This window comes from Kluyvera sp. CRP (assembly GCF_019930565.1).
In the GTDB taxonomy this organism is placed as follows: Bacteria; Pseudomonadota; Gammaproteobacteria; order Enterobacterales; family Enterobacteriaceae; genus Kluyvera; species Kluyvera georgiana_A.
The window spans coordinates 1,974,511-1,992,493 of record NZ_CP082841.1 but is presented as its reverse complement, the minus strand read 5'-3'; the positions used below and the strand labels follow the sequence as shown (position 1 = coordinate 1,992,493).

At 52.7% G+C, this 17,983-nt stretch carries 19 protein-coding genes, 1 tRNA gene and 1 pseudogene; 9 read left to right on the top strand and 12 right to left on the bottom strand.

Going from position 1 to position 17,983, the window contains the following annotated elements:
• Positions 1-132: 132 nt before the first annotated feature.
• From K7B04_RS09375 to K7B04_RS09360, 4 genes and pseudogenes are all read left to right on the top strand, one after another.
• A pseudogene (locus tag K7B04_RS09375) lies at positions 133-2,079 on the top strand (VENN motif pre-toxin domain-containing protein); the annotation flags it as partial.
• 23 nt (positions 2,080-2,102) lie between these two features.
• Entirely contained in the window at positions 2,103-2,429 is a 327-nt protein-coding gene (locus K7B04_RS09370; RefSeq protein ID WP_223803884.1) for a zinc ABC transporter substrate-binding protein, read from the top strand.
• 194 nt (positions 2,430-2,623) lie between these two features.
• The gene (locus tag K7B04_RS09365; RefSeq protein ID WP_223803883.1) at positions 2,624-3,250 is read left to right on the top strand and encodes a hemolysin/hemagglutinin-like protein HecA precursor; all 627 of its coding nucleotides are present in this window, start codon (positions 2,624-2,626) and stop codon (positions 3,248-3,250) included.
• 2 nt (positions 3,251-3,252) lie between these two features.
• The gene (locus K7B04_RS09360; protein ID WP_223803882.1) at positions 3,253-3,798 is read left to right on the top strand and encodes an immunity 42 family protein; all 546 of its coding nucleotides are present in this window, start codon (positions 3,253-3,255) and stop codon (positions 3,796-3,798) included.
• A gap of 48 nt (positions 3,799-3,846) precedes the next feature.
• Here K7B04_RS09360 and K7B04_RS09355 read toward each other — a convergent pair whose 3' ends face one another.
• Positions 3,847-3,954, bottom strand: coding sequence for a SymE family type I addiction module toxin (locus tag K7B04_RS09355; protein ID WP_223803881.1), 108 nt, complete (start codon positions 3,952-3,954; stop codon positions 3,847-3,849).
• A 276-nt stretch (positions 3,955-4,230) separates the two neighbouring features.
• On the opposite strand from K7B04_RS09355, the gene K7B04_RS24520 reads away from it, so the two are divergent.
• Positions 4,231-5,421, top strand: coding sequence for a DNA/RNA non-specific endonuclease (locus K7B04_RS24520; RefSeq protein ID WP_275957287.1), 1,191 nt, complete (start codon positions 4,231-4,233; stop codon positions 5,419-5,421).
• Positions 5,421-5,756 (top strand): hypothetical protein, encoded by a 336-nt coding sequence (locus K7B04_RS09340; protein WP_163446064.1) that lies wholly within the window; start codon positions 5,421-5,423, stop codon positions 5,754-5,756. The genes K7B04_RS24520 and K7B04_RS09340 overlap by 1 nt, the downstream gene beginning before the upstream one ends.
• A gap of 684 nt (positions 5,757-6,440) precedes the next feature.
• On the opposite strand, the gene K7B04_RS09335 is transcribed toward K7B04_RS09340, so the two are convergent.
• A tRNA-Gly gene (locus K7B04_RS09335) sits at positions 6,441-6,514 on the bottom strand.
• An 80-nt stretch (positions 6,515-6,594) separates the two neighbouring features.
• A complete protein-coding gene (gene actS / locus K7B04_RS09330; protein WP_223803880.1) occupies positions 6,595-7,290 on the bottom strand; it encodes an amidase activator ActS in 696 nt (231 codons plus the stop codon).
• 288 nt (positions 7,291-7,578) lie between these two features.
• On the opposite strand from actS, the gene idi reads away from it, so the two are divergent.
• A complete protein-coding gene (idi, locus tag K7B04_RS09325; protein WP_167575066.1) occupies positions 7,579-8,124 on the top strand; it encodes an isopentenyl-diphosphate Delta-isomerase in 546 nt (181 codons plus the stop codon).
• A 62-nt stretch (positions 8,125-8,186) separates the two neighbouring features.
• Here idi and lysS read toward each other — a convergent pair whose 3' ends face one another.
• The 5 genes from lysS to xerD all read right to left on the bottom strand — a co-directional run bounded on the left by lysS (position 8,187) and on the right by xerD (position 14,273).
• On the bottom strand, positions 8,187-9,704 hold the full coding sequence (gene lysS, locus K7B04_RS09320; RefSeq protein WP_163446062.1) for a lysine--tRNA ligase: 1,518 nt from the start codon (positions 9,702-9,704) through the stop codon (positions 8,187-8,189).
• 9 nt (positions 9,705-9,713) lie between these two features.
• A protein-coding gene (gene prfB, locus K7B04_RS09315) for a peptide chain release factor 2 (protein ID WP_100249904.1) occupies positions 9,714-10,812 on the bottom strand; the annotation gives its coding sequence in 2 pieces (ribosomal slippage) (positions 9,714-10,736 and positions 10,738-10,812; 1,098 coding nt in all).
• An 89-nt stretch (positions 10,813-10,901) separates the two neighbouring features.
• On the bottom strand, positions 10,902-12,635 hold the full coding sequence (gene recJ, locus K7B04_RS09310; RefSeq protein WP_223803879.1) for a single-stranded-DNA-specific exonuclease RecJ: 1,734 nt from the start codon (positions 12,633-12,635) through the stop codon (positions 10,902-10,904).
• A gap of 5 nt (positions 12,636-12,640) precedes the next feature.
• Positions 12,641-13,354, bottom strand: coding sequence for a bifunctional protein-disulfide isomerase/oxidoreductase DsbC (gene dsbC, locus K7B04_RS09305; protein WP_065355981.1), 714 nt, complete (start codon positions 13,352-13,354; stop codon positions 12,641-12,643).
• 22 nt (positions 13,355-13,376) lie between these two features.
• Positions 13,377-14,273, bottom strand: a complete 897-nt coding sequence (xerD, locus tag K7B04_RS09300) for a site-specific tyrosine recombinase XerD (protein WP_064542785.1) — start codon at positions 14,271-14,273, stop codon at positions 13,377-13,379.
• A gap of 102 nt (positions 14,274-14,375) precedes the next feature.
• On the opposite strand from xerD, the gene fldB reads away from it, so the two are divergent.
• The gene (gene fldB / locus K7B04_RS09295) at positions 14,376-14,897 is read left to right on the top strand and encodes a flavodoxin FldB (protein ID WP_064542782.1); all 522 of its coding nucleotides are present in this window, start codon (positions 14,376-14,378) and stop codon (positions 14,895-14,897) included.
• On the opposite strand, the gene K7B04_RS09290 is transcribed toward fldB, so the two are convergent.
• Positions 14,894-15,307, bottom strand: a complete 414-nt coding sequence (locus tag K7B04_RS09290) for a protein YgfX (RefSeq protein WP_065355982.1) — start codon at positions 15,305-15,307, stop codon at positions 14,894-14,896. The genes fldB and K7B04_RS09290 overlap by 4 nt on opposite strands.
• Positions 15,288-15,554 carry an FAD assembly factor SdhE gene (gene sdhE, locus K7B04_RS09285; protein ID WP_064542776.1) on the bottom strand — a complete coding sequence of 89 codons (267 nt, stop codon included), beginning with the start codon at positions 15,552-15,554 and terminating at the stop codon, positions 15,288-15,290. The genes K7B04_RS09290 and sdhE overlap by 20 nt, the downstream gene beginning before the upstream one ends.
• A gap of 243 nt (positions 15,555-15,797) precedes the next feature.
• Between sdhE and ygfZ the strand changes: the two genes are divergently transcribed.
• Positions 15,798-16,781, top strand: a complete 984-nt coding sequence (gene ygfZ, locus K7B04_RS09280) for a tRNA-modifying protein YgfZ (RefSeq protein ID WP_223803878.1) — start codon at positions 15,798-15,800, stop codon at positions 16,779-16,781.
• A gap of 57 nt (positions 16,782-16,838) precedes the next feature.
• On the opposite strand, the gene K7B04_RS09275 is transcribed toward ygfZ, so the two are convergent.
• On the bottom strand, positions 16,839-17,501 hold the full coding sequence (locus K7B04_RS09275) for a hemolysin III family protein (RefSeq protein WP_223803877.1): 663 nt from the start codon (positions 17,499-17,501) through the stop codon (positions 16,839-16,841).
• A gap of 158 nt (positions 17,502-17,659) precedes the next feature.
• A complete protein-coding gene (yqfB, locus tag K7B04_RS09270; RefSeq protein WP_065355986.1) occupies positions 17,660-17,974 on the bottom strand; it encodes a N(4)-acetylcytidine aminohydrolase in 315 nt (104 codons plus the stop codon).
• Positions 17,975-17,983: the final 9 nt, after the last annotated feature.

Below are 17,983 nucleotides of genomic sequence, written 5' to 3'. Positions count from 1 at the left end.
GCACGGGGGTCTTGGTTTTACCATTGGCAGCAGCAAAAACACCCATGCCTTACGTGAAAAAGGGCACCCAAAGCCAGAGCTTCAGCACCGTGGGCTCGACGGGCGGTAGCGTGGCGATTTCTGCCGGGAACCAGCTTCACCTTCGGCAGCATGACAGGCTCCGGTTACATCGCCGCCTCCCGCGACAAGATGAAGAGCCGCTTTGACTCAGTCGCAGAACAAACCGGGATCTTTGCTGGTGATGGCGGCTTCGATATCACCGTCGGCAACCATACTCAGCTTGATGGTGCGGTTATTGCTTCCACTGCCACGGCAGATAAAAACAGTCTGGATACCGGGACCCTGGGCTTCAGCGATATCCACAATCAAGCGGATTTCAAAACCCAGCACTCGGGCATCAACCTGAGCGGTGGCGGTGAATTTGGCGGTGACCAGTTCAAGGGCAACATGCCGGGCGGGATGATTTCTGCAGCGGGCAAAAATGGGCATGCAGAAGGAACCACGCAGGTGGCGGTGGCTGACAGTACCATCACCATCCGGGACAAGAAAAATCAGCAGCAGGACGTGACGAACCTGAGCCGTGATACGGAACATGCCAATGACAGTATCAGCCCGATTTTTGACAAGGAGAAAGAACAGAACCGTCTGCAGGCTATCGGGCTTATCAGTGAAATTGGCGGCCAGGCGGCGGATATCGCGAGGACGCAAGGTGAGCTGAATGCGATTAAAAACGCCAAAGATCGCATGAGCACGGCTGAATCTACAGAATTCGATGCAGCGAGAGCGCAATGGCAAAAAGAAAATCCGGATAAAACAGCCACAGCAGAAGATATCAGTAATCAGCTTTACCAGAACTACTACAATGAAGCGTTTGCCGCGACGGGTATGGGAACCGGTGGCACGGTGCAGAGGGGTATCCAGGCAGCGACAGCGGCGCTGACAGCTCTGGCCGGTAGCGGCAACCTGACCGGTGCTCTGGCTGGCGCATCCGCCCCGGAACTGGCGCGTCTGGTGAAGGAAACGACGGAGAGTAATCCAGCAGTCAACGCCGTGGCGCACGCCGTTCTGGGCGGTGTGGTTGCTGCTTTGCAGGGTAACAGCGCGGCATCAGGCGCTGTGGGCGCTGCAACAGGCGAGCTGGTTGCACGCGCTATTGCGGATATTTATTACCCTGGCGTGAAAATGTCAGACCTGACGGAGTTGCAAAAGCAGACCATCAGCTCACTGGCGAGTGTATCGGCGGGAATTGCAGGTGGGATTGCCGGAGACAGTACATCGGCGGCGGCAACGGGGGCGAGTGCCGGGAAGAATGCGGTTGAGAATAACTATCTCAGTGCAAACCAAGCTCTGACCTTTGATAAAGAGCTGTCGGACTGCCGGAAATCAGGTGGTGATTGTCAGGCTGTGATCGATAAATGGAAACAGGTCAGCGATAAGCAAAGCGCGGAAAGCGATAAGAAGCTGAAAGACGATCCGGTTGGAGCACAGGTCTGGGATAAAGAAGTTGCTCAGGGTGGTTCTGATATGGCAAGTCGTCCAAGCTGGCTTGGTGGCATGGGCGCGGAAGTGATGACCAGTGACGAAGCCAAAGCCTATGTCCAGCAATGGAATAGTCAGGATCTTGCGAACATTGATGTAAACAGCCCGACCTGGACGAAGTTTGCGGTATTTGCCTCAGATCCGGAAAATCAGGCTATGTTAGTTTCGGGCGGGTTACTGGCAAAGGATTTAGTACAACTAGCACAAGCTACCATAACCAACTTATCCCAAGGCGGTGCTCCATTTGCAATAAAAAGTATGCAAGTTGGATTACGTAATCCACAACAGGTGGATCAACTCAAAAACGATATGTTGAGTGGCAATTATAAGTTTACAGCACCTGAGGGGCGTATTGCCGGATATGTTGATAGTAAGGGAAATTATTATATATCTGAAGGTAATCACCGGATGGTTGCAGCTCAGGAAATATATAAGAAAACAGGAGATGCTTCGTACATAGAAAAGCTTATACAAAATGGCTCATGGACTCAGACTAAAAATGCTCCGGCTGGAGCCTCTTCTATGCCGACAAGAAAGTGATAAATAATCATAAGGATGGTTACATGTATAAAAATGAAATATACGTGAAAATGTTAGGGCTTGCACTGCCTTATATAAGAAACCTACAGAGACCGGAAAATAAAGAAAAAAACTTGAATTTATCTTGCTATCTCGAAGCTGAACTTGTTCATAATTTGACTGTTACTATCTTGGATAAGAACTTTACAGAGCACGATATATGGTTTTTAAATAACCAAGCAAAATATTATGTTAAAAAATGCAATGAGAATATATCACCAAATTATAACCAACATCTTATTTATATAAAAGAGTTATTTAATATAGTTCCTGGCGATTTGAAGTCTCAATTAACGTGGGGTGGTCCGTAATATAAGAAATTCCAACTCCCTCGGTTGCGGTTGAGAATAATCACCTGAGCCAGCAACAACAAAAAAGTCGTAGCGAAGAACTTGCGGCCTGTGGTGCTGACAACGGCTGCAAAGCTGGCATTCGCGAAAACTATGCCAAAGAATATGACAATGTTCAGGAGCGGATAAATACCTGTTCAACGGCTGAGGAGTGTGTGGCTGTTGCGAAGGAAATGAAGCAATGGCAGGCTGAAAGCAGCGCCAGAAGTGATGAACTGGCAGCCAAAGCCCAAAATGAAGGCATGGACTCGCTGACTCCGGCAGAGAAACAGGAATGGGTTAATCTGCGTGGAGCACAATCAAACTTTGATGGTTCGATTAATACGCTGATTTATCGTGCGCAAATGTTTGGTGGTTCAGAAGAAACCACGACTGAGTTGGCGAATATTTTTGGTCATGCGGCAATAGCTAATGCCGCGGGTGCTGCTGCTGGAATTAGTAAGGCTGGGAAAGGTAGTGCATTACCTGTGCCAACGGCTACGAAAACCCAAAATGGGCTTAGTTATCAATCGAATCCAAAACATACGCCAGGACAGGCAGGATATAACCGTAATGCAGGCACTGAGCCAAGTAACTCTATGAACTTATTAGAAAGTTCGATAGTTTCTGGTAAGAAAAGGTACGCTACTGACAGCGAGGGAAATATTCACCAATTCACTAATACTAATGATGGTACATGGCATTGGTCAGGAAGTACTGGCGATGCTAGCGTCCCTATCAGAAAGAGTGATATACCTAATAGTGTACGTAAAGAGTTTGGCTTGCCTGGGAAATGGAGGTAATTATGATTTTTGGAGATCCATATCGTTTTGCCATTTGGGTTGATCCTGTACCTGAATGGAGTGAGTCATTTTTAAACGGCTTTGTATATATTTTTATAAAAGGAAAAATGTTCCCAGATGACATCAGGACGTCTACGTTATCGGTTGATGTTTTTGAGATTATTGATGAGTCTAGCCCGTTGGTATCATTTCCGGTCAATGAAGACATCTTCAATCTAAAAGCGGATGTGGCATTTTCCTCATTGATGTCTTTGGCATATCCAGAATCATCAAGTGAAGATGAATATCCAGATCAAAAATTTAATTTCTGCATTAACATACCAAATGTTAATGCATCTGGTATGCAGCTATTTGCAGTATCCAATGGCATTGATATAAAAATTCTAGGTGCAAAAACAGAGCAGCTTGTTGAAAATTTAGCGACTGGTAAAAATGAATGGGAAGAAATTGATGATGTCTTGGCTGAAAGTGTTGTTATTCCCAATGTTGAAATTGATAATATCTTGAGCTCATTAAAAGAGTACATCCTTCCAAAGCTAAAAAGATAGAATAGTAAAATGATCCCGGCCATTGCGCCGGGATCTTATTTTTAGCCGTCAGCCCTCAACCGGCTCGATCACCAGCCGTCCCTGTTCCACGCTGACAATAATCGGCGTGTCGGTGCTGAATCCCGCCTCTTCCTGCCAGTTGCCGTTCAGGCGCAAGCCAGGGCTGATGGGATAACAAGTGGTTATGCGGAGGCATGCTCTTTAATAGCACCGGGAAAATGGAAAACGGGGAGCAAAACCACGTATCGGTGCACTGGTGCCTTTCCATCAAAATACAGTGGGGAAAGTACTTCTAACTGCTGAGTGTGTTGGAAAAACTCTGCATAGGCTGCTGAATCCTCGTCGGAAAGAGTTGTTGTTGAGAATAACTCGCTCAGCTTGGACCTGACCGGAGCTCTGGCTGGCGCATCCGCCCCGGAACTGGCGCGTCTGGTGAAGGAAACGACGGAGAGTAATCCAGCAGTCAACGCCGTGGCGCACGCCGTTCTGGGCGGTGTGGTTGCTGCTTTGCAGGATAACAGCGCGGCATCAGGCGCTGTGGGCGCTGCAACAGGCGAGCTGGTTGCACGCGCTATTGCGGATATTTATTACCCTGGCGTGAAAATGTCAGACCTGACGGAGTTGCAAAAGCAGACCATCAGCTCACTGGCGAGTGTATCGGCGGGAATTGCGGGGGGGATTGCCGGAGACAGTACATCGGCGGCGGCAACGGGGGCGAGTGCCGGGAAGAATGCGGTTGAGAATAACTCGCTCAGTGAGGCCGCTGATTATCTGGCAACGGGTAAAAAGCCGGAAGACAGATACCGTGACGCTCAGCAACAACTGAAAGAAGCGGTTGATGAGTTTAAAGCGAAGAACTGCGCGGGACTCAGCAGTGAGGCGTGTGGTGCGAAGATGGATGCGCACCGGGATGAACTTCTTGCCGGGGCTATGGAATTTGGCAGCGATTTTATCCCTGTCTACAGTGACATCAAGAGTTTTGCTGAAGCGCAGTCAGCGTATGATTATCTGATTGCAGTAATCGGGGTTTTCCCGCCTGCGAAAGGGGCTAAGACATTACTCAACGGGGTTGAAGCAGCCCTGAAAAAAGGTGATGTAGCGGAAGCATCGAAGCTGCTCAATAAAGCCAGCGATGAAATTGCTGCTATTTCAGGCAGTAAAGGAAGCTGGAGTAAAGAGCTTAATAATCCAAAACCAAATACAATTTACAAAGTTGATGACAATAAAATATTTAAGACTGACTCTCAAGGACGGACAGCTAGTGTTGAGAGTACGTTATCTTGGCCTAAAAGTGATCGAAATACCTATCAACAATGTAAGGCAGGTAAATGTGGAATCGAAGGTGATGAGGGTGGTCATTTAATTGCCAGTATCTTTAATGGCCCGGGCGAAAAGCTCAATCTTGTTCCTATGGATGGCAACCTGAATAAAGGTACATGGAAACAGATGGAAAATACATGGGCCAGTGCTTTGAAAGACGGTAAACAGGTTAATGTGAAGATAGAACCTTCTTATAGTAGTAGTAGTAGTAGCAAAAGACCCGATAGTTTTACTGTCACTTACCAGATAAATGATGAACGTCCGATTAGAGAGATTTTTAATAATGCTCCAGGAGGCAAGTAATGTTTGCTCGTGATGATGAGTTATATTCAGACATAGGTCGAATATTGTATGAATCAGCACCTGAAGATGCTCGAAAAATTTTCTTGGATGCAGAGCTGTCATACGAAAACGATCACGCTAAATTTTTATACGATTATATTAATAAAGATGGACAAAAAAAGTGGTTTTTACCTGAAACTCCAGCAACAGATAGTCTGCTTCTTGAGAAGATAGTAGAACTAAAATATTATTATTTAGAACATGGGCTCACTAATGGACGTCCCGCATGGCATGGTTGCCTTGTTACAGTTGACCTTGAAGAAATGAAAGTTAACTTAGATTATCGGTATGATTAAAATAAATCCCGCCCAGCGTTGGCGGGATTTTTGCTTCGCAAATTTACTCACTAATTACTGAATCCTTCCCGGCAGGCTATTTCACAATGGCCTGCTTCTTACCTCAAAATCCCCACACCCGTTGCAAGATTTCATCTTGCATGATTCTCCTTTTATTTTAATAAGTTACCGTGAGTATGAAGTTGCATTTTTAACGCAGTGCGAAAATACAGAGTCGTAGACGACTCTAGCGTCTGCGGGGCCAAAAACGCTTAACAGCGAAAAAAGTTGCCGCGTCGGAAGTACAGCAGGGAAAAACTGCTTTAACTAACTGAAAGTACAGGAAAAACCCCTCTTCGTCGCCGGACTTCGCAACGGACAAAGTTGTTGTTGAGAATAACTGGCTGAGCAAGAAAGACAAAATTAACATCTTTGATATCAATCCAATGCTGAAAATCGGGATTGAGGATGTCGATGGAGAGTTACTGAAAGGCGGCGGTGGAATTGCTAAAAATGATAAAGCCAGCCTCACTGCGAAAGATAGTCCTATTTCATCAGCAAACAAATCAATTAACGGGCAAGGTATGTCTGCAGCAGCAAGAGTCTGGGAAAAGCATGCTGACAGAGAGGGTGAAACGTTTGAACCTTTAAAAGGAAATGTGGCTCAAAGAATGAATCTGCGATTTAGTGAACTTCAGAAGAGTTTGGAGCGGGCGAAGGGAATCGAACCCTCGTATAGAGCTTGGGAAGCTCTCGTTCTACCATTGAACTACGCCCGCAAAGGTGTGCGAGGAGCATTATAAACCTTACTCCTCGCCTGGCAAGCACTCTGGGTGCTAAGTGACGATAAAATAACCGGTTAGCACTTCGGCTTACTGCCCTGCGGCGGTAAATAGCGCAGTGGATCGATAGCCGTTGCCCGGTAACGAATCTGGAAATGCAGCCGCACCGAATCCGCATCCGAACTGCCCATGGTGGCTATCTGCTGGCCAATCTTCACGCTCTGCCCGTTGTTGACCAGCAGTTTATCGTTGTGAGCATAAGCGGTAATGTAATCTTCGTTATGTTTAATCATCACCAGATTACCGTAACCGCGCAGCTGGTTGCCGACGTAAACCACCTTACCTGCCCCGGCTGCGTACACCGGCTGTCCACGGCTGCCCGCGATATCGATCCCTTTGTTGCCGCCCTCTGAGGTTGAATACTTCATCACCACTTTACCGCTGGCGGGCCAGCGCCAGCAGCGTTGCCCTACCGGCGGCCATGATGACTGCGGTACCGCAGAAGACGGCACCACTTTTGCTGTTTTGCTGGTTGTCGATTTTTTCGCACTGGATGAGGACGCGCCGCTCACCTTCAGCTTTTGTCCAACTTCGATAGTATACGGCGGAGAAATCCCGTTCATCCGCGCCAAATCTCGCACGCTGGTGCCCGTCATACGCGAAATTCGCGACAACGTATCACCACGCTTAACGGTGTAAACCGAACCGCTATAGCTGCCTTCTGATGAGTTACCCGCACAGCCAGACAGCGCCAGACCAATCGTCAGGCACATTAACAGTCGTCGTAGGGAAGAGATTTGGCTTCCTGCTCGCAAAACGAATCCTCAGGTCAAAAGCGTTCGAAGAATCTATGATAGCAGGGTAGCACGAGATGCTAAACCATCAGGGCTGTGGATTGGCATGAGAATGCGGCGCACAGAGAACATGAGCCATCCCGGTGGCTAAAAGGAGGCAGGGCTTGTTTTGGTAATGCCTTTTTCCCACTTATGGGCTACGCTGGTTGCCTGAGTATATGGCCCGGTGGGTTTATGCCGGGTCATCTTTCATTTTCAGGAGTTGCCATGGCAGGGGAACACGTCATTTTGCTCGATGAGCACGATCAACCGTGCGGATTACTGGATAAGTATGCCGCGCACACTCTCTCTACCCCGCTGCATCTCGCCTTCTCTTGTTGGTTATTTAACGATCGCGGCCAGTTTCTGGTCACCCGCCGCTCTCTCAGTAAAGTGGCCTGGCCCGGCGTATGGACTAACTCAGTCTGCGGGCATCCACAGCAGGGCGAGACCTTCGAACAGGCGATTGCCCGCCGCTGTCGCTTTGAGCTAGGTGTCGAAATCAGCCACATTACCCCGGTCGCGCCCGACTTCCGCTATCGCGCCGTAGCGCCTAACGGTATCGTCGAAAACGAAGTATGTCCGGTGTATGCGGCTCGCATCACCAGCGCCGTACAGCCGAATGCCGACGAGGTCATTGAGTACCAGTGGTGCGAACTCGACGACGCGCTGCATGCGCTCGCGCTGACGCCGTGGGCGTTTAGCCCGTGGATGGTGATGGAGGCGGCAGACGCGAAGGCGCGTCAGGCGTTGATCGATTTCGCCCACATCTAGCCCCAATCGCAGACATAAAAAAACCCGGCCATGGCCGGGTTTTTTACCTTTCGCTTTCGCGATTATTTCACCGGACGCATCGCCGGGAACAGAATCACGTCGCGGATGGTGTGGCTGTTGGTGAACAGCATGACCATACGGTCGATACCAATACCCAGACCCGCAGTCGGCGGCAGACCGTGTTCCAGCGCGGTAACGTAGTCTTCGTCGTAGAACATCGCTTCGTCATCGCCCGCTTCTTTAGCGTTAACCTGATCCTGGAAGCGCTGCGCCTGATCTTCTGCGTCGTTCAGCTCGCTGAAACCGTTACCGATTTCGCGGCCGCCGATGAAGAATTCAAAGCGGTCAGTGATTTCCGGGTTCACGTCGTTGCGGCGCGCCAGCGGAGAAACCTCGGCCGGGTACTCGGTGATGAAGGTCGGCTGAATCAGGTGCGCTTCCGCCACTTCTTCGAAGATCTCGGTCACGATACGGCCCAGACCCCAGCTCTTCTCAACGTGAATACCGATGCTTTCAGCAATGGCCTTCGCGGAGTCGAAGTTATCCAGATCCGCCATGTCAGTTTCCGGACGGTATTTCTTGATAGCTTCACGCATGGTCAGTTTTTCGAACGGCTTGCCGAAGTCGAAAGTCTGGTCGCCGTAAGGCACCGCGGTGTGGCCCAGAATATCCTGCGCCAGGGTACGGAACAGGGATTCGGTCAGCTCGATCAGATCTTTGTAGTCTGCGTACGCCATGTAGAGTTCCATCATGGTGAACTCAGGGTTGTGGCGAACGGAGATACCTTCGTTACGGAAGTTACGGTTGATTTCGAACACACGCTCGAAGCCGCCAACCACCAGACGTTTCAGGTACAGTTCCGGCGCGATACGCAGGTACATGTCCAGATCCAGCGCGTTGTGATGGGTGATGAACGGACGAGCGGACGCGCCGCCTGGGATCACCTGCATCATCGGTGTTTCCACTTCCATAAAGCCGCGGCCCACCATGAACTGACGGATACCCGCCAGAATCTGAGAACGCACTTTGAAAGTCTTGCGGGATTCATCGTTAGAGATGAGATCCAGGTAACGCTGACGGTAGCGCGCTTCCTGATCCTGCAGGCCGTGGAATTTGTCCGGCAGCGGACGCAGTGCTTTGGTCAGCAGACGCAGTTCGGTGCAGTGGATAGACAGCTCACCGGTTTTGGTTTTGAACAGCTTACCTTTCGCGCCCAGAATATCGCCGAGGTCCCATTTCTTGAACTGCTCGTTGTAGATGCCTTCCGGCAGATCGTCACGCGCGACGTACAGCTGAATACGGCCGCCAACGTCCTGCAGCGTAACGAAGGACGCTTTACCCATAATACGGCGGGTCATCATACGGCCCGCAACGGAGACCTCGATATTCAGCGCTTCGAGTTCTTCGCCTTCCTTATCATCATATTTCGCATGCAGAAGGTCTGAGGTGCTGTCGCGACGGAAATCGTTCGGGAACGGGATGCCCTGCTCACGCAGTGCAGCCAGCTTCTCGCGGCGTGCCTTCATTTCATTGTTAAGATCGACTACCTCGTCAGCGCCTTGTGCGTTTTGTTCAGACATGTTGGTTCCTCATAGCCCTGCTTTCAAACTTGCTTCGATAAATTGATCCAGACTTCCGTCCAGTACCGCCTGCGTATTGCGGGTTTCCACCCCAGTGCGCAGGTCTTTAATACGGGAATCGTCCAGGACATACGAACGAATCTGACTACCCCAGCCGATATCAGACTTGTTGTCTTCCATCGCCTGTTTTTCCGCGTTCTTTTTCTGCATTTCCAGTTCATAAAGCTTCGCTTTCATCTGCTTCATGGCCTGGTCTTTGTTCTTGTGCTGGGAACGGTCGTTCTGGCACTGCGTCACAATCCCGGTCGGGATGTGGGTGATACGCACCGCCGATTCCGTACGGTTAACGTGCTGGCCGCCCGCGCCGGAGGCACGGTAAACGTCGATACGCAGATCTGCCGGGTTGATGTCGATATCGATATCGTCATCCACTTCCGGGTACACGAACGCGGAGCTAAAGGAGGTGTGGCGACGGCCGCCGGAGTCGAACGGGCTCTTACGCACCAGGCGGTGAACGCCGGTTTCGGTACGCAGCCAGCCGTAGGCGTAATCGCCGGAGATTTTAATGGTCACGGATTTAATCCCGGCCACTTCCCCTTCGGACTCTTCGATGATTTCAGTTTTAAAGCCGCGCGCTTCTGCCCAACGCAGATACATACGCTCGAGCATGCTTGCCCAGTCCTGCGCTTCAGTACCGCCGGAACCGGCCTGGATATCAAGGTAGCAATCGGCGTTGTCATACTCGCCGGAGAACATACGACGGAACTCGAGCTGCGCCAGCTTCTCTTCCAGCGTGTCCAGCTCGGCAACGGCTTCGTTGAAGGTGTCTTCGTCGTCGGCTTCTACAGCCAGTTCCAGCAGGCCGGAGACATCTTCCAGGCCCTGGGCCATTTGGTCGAGGGTATCGACGATCGCTTCAAGGGAAGAACGCTCTTTGCCCAGCGCCTGCGCGCGTTCGGGTTCGTTCCAGACATCCGGCTGTTCCAGCTCGGCGTTTACTTCTTCCAGACGCTCTTTCTTAGCATCATAGTCAAAGATACCCCCTAAGAACGTCGGAACGCTCCGTGAGGTCCTGAATGCGATTATTTACCGGGTTTATTTCAAACATGGTCTATTTTCTTTTAATGGACGAGAAAAATGCAGTTATAAGAGCGGAATCTTAGCGGATTCCCGCCCTTATTTACAGTGTAAGAGATGCTAAATCGGCCACAGATGCTCGATGATCAACTGTAAGCTCCGGTTGCCGCGAAACTCGTTAATGTCCAGCCGGTAGGCCAGAGTCACTTCGCGCACGCCGTTATCCGGCCAGGCGGTGGTGTCAACATTGAAAGCGATGCCGTCCAGCAGCGGGCCGCCGCCAACCGGTTCAACCATCACTTTCAGGTGACGTTCGCCCACCAGCCGCTGCTGCAACAGGCGAAAACGCCCGTCAAACAACGGTTCCGGGAACATCTGCCCCCATGGGCCTGCGTCACGCAGCATCTGCGCCATTTCCAGCGTCATCTCCTGCGGGCCTAGCTCACCGTCGGAAAGGATCTCCCCTTGCAGCAGCGCCGGGTCCAGCCATTCGGTCACCAGCTCGCCAAAGTGGCGCTGGAACTCTTCAAAGCGCTCTTCTTCCAGCGAAAGCCCCGCCGCCATCGCGTGGCCGCCAAACTTCAGCATTAACCCCGGATGCAGCGTGTCCAGACGCTCCAGCGCATCGCGCATATGCAGCCCCTGAATAGAACGCCCGGAACCTTTCAGTTGGCCGTTCCCCGCGGGGGCAAAAGCAATCACCGGGCGGTGGAAGCGCTCTTTGATGCGCGAAGCGAGAATACCCACCACGCCCTGATGCCACTCCGGATGATACATCGCCAGCCCGCCGGGCAGCTCCGCGCGGCTGCGCTCAAGCTGCTCGCACAGCGTCAGCGCTTCCGCCTGCATCCCCTGCTCGATTTCTTTACGGGTTTGGTTTAACGCGTCCAGTTCATTTGCCAGCACGCGCGCTTCACCGAGGTTGTCGCACAACAGCAGCGCCACGCCGACGGACATGTCGTCCAGCCGCCCGGCGGCGTTCAGACGCGGCCCGAGCGCAAAGCCCAGATCGCTGGCTACCAGCTTCGCGGCGTCACGGTTGGCAATCTCCAGCAACGCCTTGATGCCAGGACGGCAGACGCCCGCACGAATGCGGCTCAGCCCCTGGAAGGTCAAAATACGGTTGTTAACGTCCAGCGGCACCACGTCGGCCACGGTGCCCAGCGCCACCAGATCGAGGAATTCGACAATCTTCGGCGCCGCAATGCCGCGAGACTCAAACCAACCTTTCTCTTTCAGATGGTTACACAGCACCAGCATCAGATAGAATGCCACGCCGACGCCCGCCAGCGACTTCGACGGGAAGGGGCAATCCACGAGATTCGGGTTCACCATCGCATCGGCGTTGGGCAACGTTTCGCCCGGCAGGTGGTGATCGGTCACCAGCACGCGGATCCCGAGACTGTGCGCGTGATCGACACCGGCATGGGACGAGATCCCATTGTCCACCGTCATGATCAGTTGTGCGCCGCGCGCGTGAGCCTGATCGACCACTTCCGGACTTAAGCCGTAACCATCTTCAAAACGGTTCGGCACCAGATATTCCACGCTGCGACAGCCCATCGCCCGCAGCGACAGTACGCTCAGCGCGGTGCTGGTTGCACCATCGGCGTCGAAGTCGCCCACCACCATAATGCGCAGGTTATTCTCAAAGGCATCGTGCAGCATCTCGACGGCTTTCTCGACGCCGGTCAAGGTACGCCAGTGCAGCATACCTTTCAGGCCGCGTTCAAGATCGTCCGGCGACTTCACGCCACGGCTGGCGTACAGGCGACGCAGCAGCGGCGAAAGCTCTGCGGGCAAGGTGATGGATTCATCCACCTCTCGGCGGCGAAGTTGTGTCTGTTGTTTCACGCGAATTATTTACCGCTGGTCTGTTTCTGATGTTCGTCGAGGAACGCTTTCATCTCTTTCGGGCCCTGATAGCCCGGCACCATAAAGCCATCGCTCAGCACGATAGCCGGCGTGCCGGTGACGCCAAACTGCACGCCCAGCGCATAGTGGTTCGCGATGTCGATATCGCAGGTTGCCGCCTGCACGCCCTTGCCGTTCATCGCGTCGTCGAACGCTTTATTGCGGTCTTTCGCGCACCAGATAGATTTCATATCCTGCTCGGCCTGGCTTTGCACGCCCTGACGCGGGAAGGCCAGGTAGCGCACGGTGATGCCCAGTGCATTGTAGTCTTTCATCTCTTCATGCAGCTTGTGGCAGTAGCCGCAGGTGATGTCGGTAAAGACGGTAATAACGTGTTTTTCCTGCGGCGCTTTGTAAACGATCATCTCTTTTTCCAGCGCCTTCAGGTGGGTCATCAGCAGCGCGTTGGTCACGTTAACCGGCTGCGCGCCGCTAACATCGTACATCGGCCCCTGGATGATGTGCTTGCCGTCGTCGGTGACGTACAGCACACCGCTGTTGGTCAGCACGGTCTTCATACCGGCGACCGGGGCGGGCTGAATGTCAGTGCTCTGTACGCCAAGTTTAGCGAGCGACTGCTTGATCGCGGCATCGTCTGCGTGCGCCAGGCCGGAGAACGCGGCGGCCAGCAGAGTAAACATCATTAAACCTTTTTTCATAATCAGTCCTTTTAAATCAACATCATGCGCGTGGATGATGCTGTTGGTGAAGTTGTCGCAGCCGCTCGGTCGCAACGTGCGTATAAATTTGGGTCGTCGACAAATCGCTGTGCCCCAGCAGCATTTGCACCACGCGCAGGTCTGCGCCGTGGTTGAGCAGATGGGTGGCAAACGCGTGTCGTAATACGTGCGGCGACAGCTTTTCGCTGTCGATTCCCGCTAGCTGGGCATAATGTTTAATACGGTGCCAGAAGGTCTGTCGGGTCATCTGCTGCGCGCGCTGGCTGGGGAACAGCACATCAATCGCCACACCGTTCAGCAGCCACGGGCGGCCATGTTCCAGCCAGTTTTCCACCCAGTAGACCGCCTCTTCGCCCAGCGGCACCAGGCGTTCTTTATTACCCTTACCGATCACCCGCACCACGCCCTGACGCAGGCTGATGTCGCTCATCGTCAGGCCGACCAGTTCCGACACGCGCAGTCCGGTCGCGTAGAGTACCTCAAGCATAGCTTTATCGCGCAGCTCCAGCGGCTGATCCACCAGCGGCGCCTGCAACAGGCGTTCAACCTGTGCTTCGCTGAGATCTTTCGGCAGCCGCTGCGGCAGTTTCGGCGAAGCCAGCAGCGCGCTGGGATCGTCCTGACGTATTTTTTCGCGGTACAGATGCTGGAAAAAGCGCCGCATGGCGCTCAGCAGGCGTGCAGAACTGGTCGCCTTATAGCCGCCCTGCTGACGCTCGGCGAGTAAGTTTTGCAGATCGTCGCTCTGAACGCTTTCCAGCGTCAGGTTTCGATGCGCCAGCCATTCGACCACCATGGTCAGATCCCGACGATAGGCGCTGAGGGTATTTTCCGCCAGATTACGCTCCAGCCACAGCGCATCAAGAAACTGTTCAATTCGCGCAAGATCCTTTTCCACTTCGAGCCCTCTGCGTGTTAAATCAGCACCATTATGCCTGAATCAGGCCCCTTTCTGGTACACTAGCCGCATCGTCATCGCAAGAATCGAGAGCAGTACGTCATGAATATCGGCCTTTTTTACGGTTCCAGCACCTGCTACACCGAGATGGCAGCGGAGAAAATTCGCGACATTATCGGCCCGGAACTGATCACATTACATAACCTGAAAGATGATTCCCCGGCCTTAATGGAGCAATACGACGTGCTCATTCTGGGGATTCCAACCTGGGATTTCGGTGAGATTCAGGAAGATTGGGAAGCGGTCTGGGAACAACTGGATACGTTGAACCTCGAAGGTAAAATCGTCGCGCTGTACGGCATGGGCGACCAGCTCGGCTACGGCGAGTGGTTCCTCGATGCGCTCGGCATGTTGCACGACAAACTGGCGACCAAAGGCGTGAAATTTGTCGGCTACTGGCCGACTGAAGGCTATGAGTTCACCAGCCCGAAACCCGTCATCGCCGATGGACAGCTGTTTGTTGGCCTCGCGCTGGACGAAACCAATCAGTATGACCTCAGCGACGAACGCATTCAGAGCTGGTGCGAACAGATTCTCGGCGAAATGGCCGAACAGTTCTCTTAATGCTTAGTGGGCGCGGGCTGCTGCAGGAGAATCCGCCGCAGATCGCGCCACTCTTCCGGGTTCATGCTATCCGCTGCCAGCCAGAGATGTTGGCGACGACCGCCCGGACGGCGAATCCGCAGCATCATGCCCGAGTTCAGCATCCACGGTGCCCCCAGAATTTCCCACTCCTGATTACGCCAGCGCAACCGGGAATCCATCAGCAGCTTAATTTCCCCCTGGTGCGAGTGAATACGTCGTTGGCTGCGCACGCAGTCAAACACCACCAGCGACAATAAAATCAGCCAGAGCGGAGTGTAGCTCAGCGGCCACGGCATCAGCAGCACAAACGCTGCCACCAGCCCGTGGAGCAGGAGAGAAAGCCACTGTGAGCGCCAGGAGACGCGTAAATCAGATTGCCACAGGACCACGTTCCCGATTCCGTGTCTGAATAAGTTGCACCATGCGCTGAAGGCTAGCATCGGCCGGTTCGCCGTGATTCATCAACCAGTTGAAAAGGTCCGGATCGTCACACTCCAGCAGACGAATAAAGAGGGCCTTGTCTTCATCGCTCAGCGTGTCGTACTCATATTCAAAGAACGGCATGATGGAGATGTCGAGTTCGCGCATACCGCGGCGGCATGCCCAATGGATACGGGCTTTATTATTGATGTCCATAATTTCCTTCCAGCATTACGTTGCTACTAGTTTAACGTGTTTTTTGCAGTTACTTTACTGGAATATCACGTTGCACGCGTCATATTCCAAAAAAAGCCATACAAAATGAAGGGTATTCATCTGATTACGAGCCGCTTCGCAGAACGCGCGAACGGCACAAAACGGCCATCGAAAGCGCTTGCAATGGCGGGCATCTCTTTTACCATGAACAAATAAGCGCGTTACTCAATTCAGGATATCAATATGGCTTTTACTCCTTTTCCTCCGCGTCAGCCCTCCGCCTCCGCGCGTTTACCGCTGACGTTAATGACGCTTGATGATTGGGCGCTGGCGACCATTTCCGGTGCCGACAGTGAAAAGTACCTGCAGGGCCAGGTGACCGCAGATGTGGCGCAGCTTGATGAGCATCAACATCTTCTGGTCGCTCACTGCGATGCCAAGGGTAAAATGTGGAGCAACCTGCGTCTGTTCCGTCGCCAGGACGGTTTCGCGTGGATTGAGCGTCGCAGCGTGCGTGAAGCGCAGCTGACCCAGTTGAAGAAATACGCCGTATTCTCGAAGGTTACCATCGCCGCTGATGATTCACTGGTGTTGCTGGGCGTTGCCGGATTCCAGGCTCGCGCCGCGCTGGCGAATCTCTTTACCGAGCTGCCGGGGGCCGAGAAACCTTGCCTGCAGGAAGGTGAAACGTCTCTGCTGTGGTTTGCTCATCCGGAAGAACGTTTCCTGCTGGTAACCGACGAAGCAACCGCCGAACGCGTCACCGAGGCATTACGCGGCGAAGCGCAACTTAACAACAGCCAGCAGTGGCTGGCGCTGAACATCGAAGCGGGCCTGCCGGTGATTGATGAAGTCAACAGCGCGCAGTTTATCCCGCAGGCCACCAACCTACAGGCGCTGGACGGCATCAGCTTTAAGAAAGGCTGCTACACCGGTCAGGAGATGGTGGCACGCGCAAAATTCCGCGGCGCCAACAAGCGCGCGCTGTGGACGCTGGCAGGCAAAGCCAGCCGCGTACCACAAGCCGGTGAAGATTTAGAGCTGCAAATGGGCGACAACTGGCGTCGTACCGGCACCGTATTGGCCGCAGTACAGCTCGATGACGGTCAACTGCTGGTGCAGGTTGTGATGAACAACGATATGGAAGCCGACAGCGTATTCCGCGTGCGCGACGATGCCAACACCTTAAGCATCAAGCCGCTGCCGTATTCGTTAGACGAAGAGTAAGTTGTTTTGTGCAATCCCGGCGTTTACGCCGGGATTGGAGACTGGGCCACAGAATGGTTACGCCACCTGCCCCACGTACAGATAAATCGCCAGAAAATGACAAGCGCTGCCGCCCAGCACAAACGCGTGCCAGATAGCGTGGTTGTAAGGGATCCGCTTACAGACGTAGAAAATAACCCCCAGCGAATACACCACCCCGCCGACCGCCAGCAGCGTCACGCCGCCAATCGCCAGCTTCACCGCCAACTGATACACCACAATCAGCGATAGCCAGCCCATCGTCAGATAGGTCACCAGCGACAGCACCTTAAAGCGATGCGCGATGGTTAACTTAAACAGGATCCCCAGCAGCGCCAGGCTCCAGATAACAATCATCAACCCGCGGGCGAGCGGAGAGTCAAGACCCACCAGCAGAAACGGCGTGTAGGTACCGGCAATCAGCAGGTAGATGGCGCAGTGGTCGAATTTCTTCAGCCAGACTTTGGCCCGCTGCGAAGGAATGGCGTGGTACAGCGTCGAGGCGAGAAACAGCAGGATCATGCTGCCGCCATACAGGCTATAGCTGGTGATAGCAGTCGCGCTGGCGTTAGCGTCAACGGCCTGCACCAGCAACAAAACTAGCCCGACGATGCCGAGCACAAAACCGACACCGTGACTAATGCTATTGGCAACTTCCTCTGCCAGAGAGTATCCCTGATGAATGAGTGGTTTCTTATCCATTACGCGCTCCGGGCGAACGACAAATCAAGCAACGGCACTAGCGTAACTGAGAATGGTTCCAGTGAACACATGTAAGCTAAAATAAAAAGATGATTTTTTGTAAAATAAGAATAATCAATAAGTTAACAAGCTCATTCAACTAACAGGTGTACGCAATTTTATTTAATGCATTTAAATTCAATAACATAAAAGGTGCTCTCACCAGGGTAGATATCGGTAATCACCTGTTTAAGCTGCGGAAGCGTCATGTTTTCCTGTTCAGCGTGACGTTCGGTGAGGGTATCCAGGGTTACGGTTGAGGTGGCAAGGACTTCAATCGTGCAGAAGTACCCGTCATCTTCATAGCGCCCGACACGTAAAATATCGCCGGTTTTGAAATGGGATTCTGCCGCATCACGCAGCGTAATAGTCTTGCGACCGGCAACAATGTCATCCTGAAAGCGCTGAAAAAAAGTGATGTCGTTAGGCTGCATGGTATTATT

Bases quoted from the DNA above. Each gene is read 5' to 3' on its own strand.
- K7B04_RS09275 (WP_223803877.1), bottom strand. From the start codon at position 17,501: ATGGATAAGAAACCACTCATTCATCAGGGATACTCTCTGGCAGAGGAA.
- K7B04_RS09340 (WP_163446064.1), top strand. From the start codon at position 5,421: ATGTTTGCTCGTGATGATGAGTTATATTCAGACATAGGTCGAATATTG.
- yqfB (WP_065355986.1), bottom strand. From the start codon at position 17,974: ATGCAGCCTAACGACATCACTTTTTTTCAGCGCTTTCAGGATGACATT.
- lysS (WP_163446062.1), bottom strand. From the start codon at position 9,704: ATGTCTGAACAAAACGCACAAGGCGCTGACGAGGTAGTCGATCTTAAC.
- sdhE (WP_064542776.1), bottom strand. From the start codon at position 15,554: ATGGACATCAATAATAAAGCCCGTATCCATTGGGCATGCCGCCGCGGT.
- idi (WP_167575066.1), top strand. From the start codon at position 7,579: ATGGCAGGGGAACACGTCATTTTGCTCGATGAGCACGATCAACCGTGC.
- K7B04_RS09360 (WP_223803882.1), top strand. From the start codon at position 3,253: ATGATTTTTGGAGATCCATATCGTTTTGCCATTTGGGTTGATCCTGTA.
- ygfZ (WP_223803878.1), top strand. From the start codon at position 15,798: ATGGCTTTTACTCCTTTTCCTCCGCGTCAGCCCTCCGCCTCCGCGCGT.
- K7B04_RS09370 (WP_223803884.1), top strand. From the start codon at position 2,103: ATGTATAAAAATGAAATATACGTGAAAATGTTAGGGCTTGCACTGCCT.
- dsbC (WP_065355981.1), bottom strand. From the start codon at position 13,354: ATGAAAAAAGGTTTAATGATGTTTACTCTGCTGGCCGCCGCGTTCTCC.
- actS (WP_223803880.1), bottom strand. From the start codon at position 7,290: ATGTGCCTGACGATTGGTCTGGCGCTGTCTGGCTGTGCGGGTAACTCA.
- fldB (WP_064542782.1), top strand. From the start codon at position 14,376: ATGAATATCGGCCTTTTTTACGGTTCCAGCACCTGCTACACCGAGATG.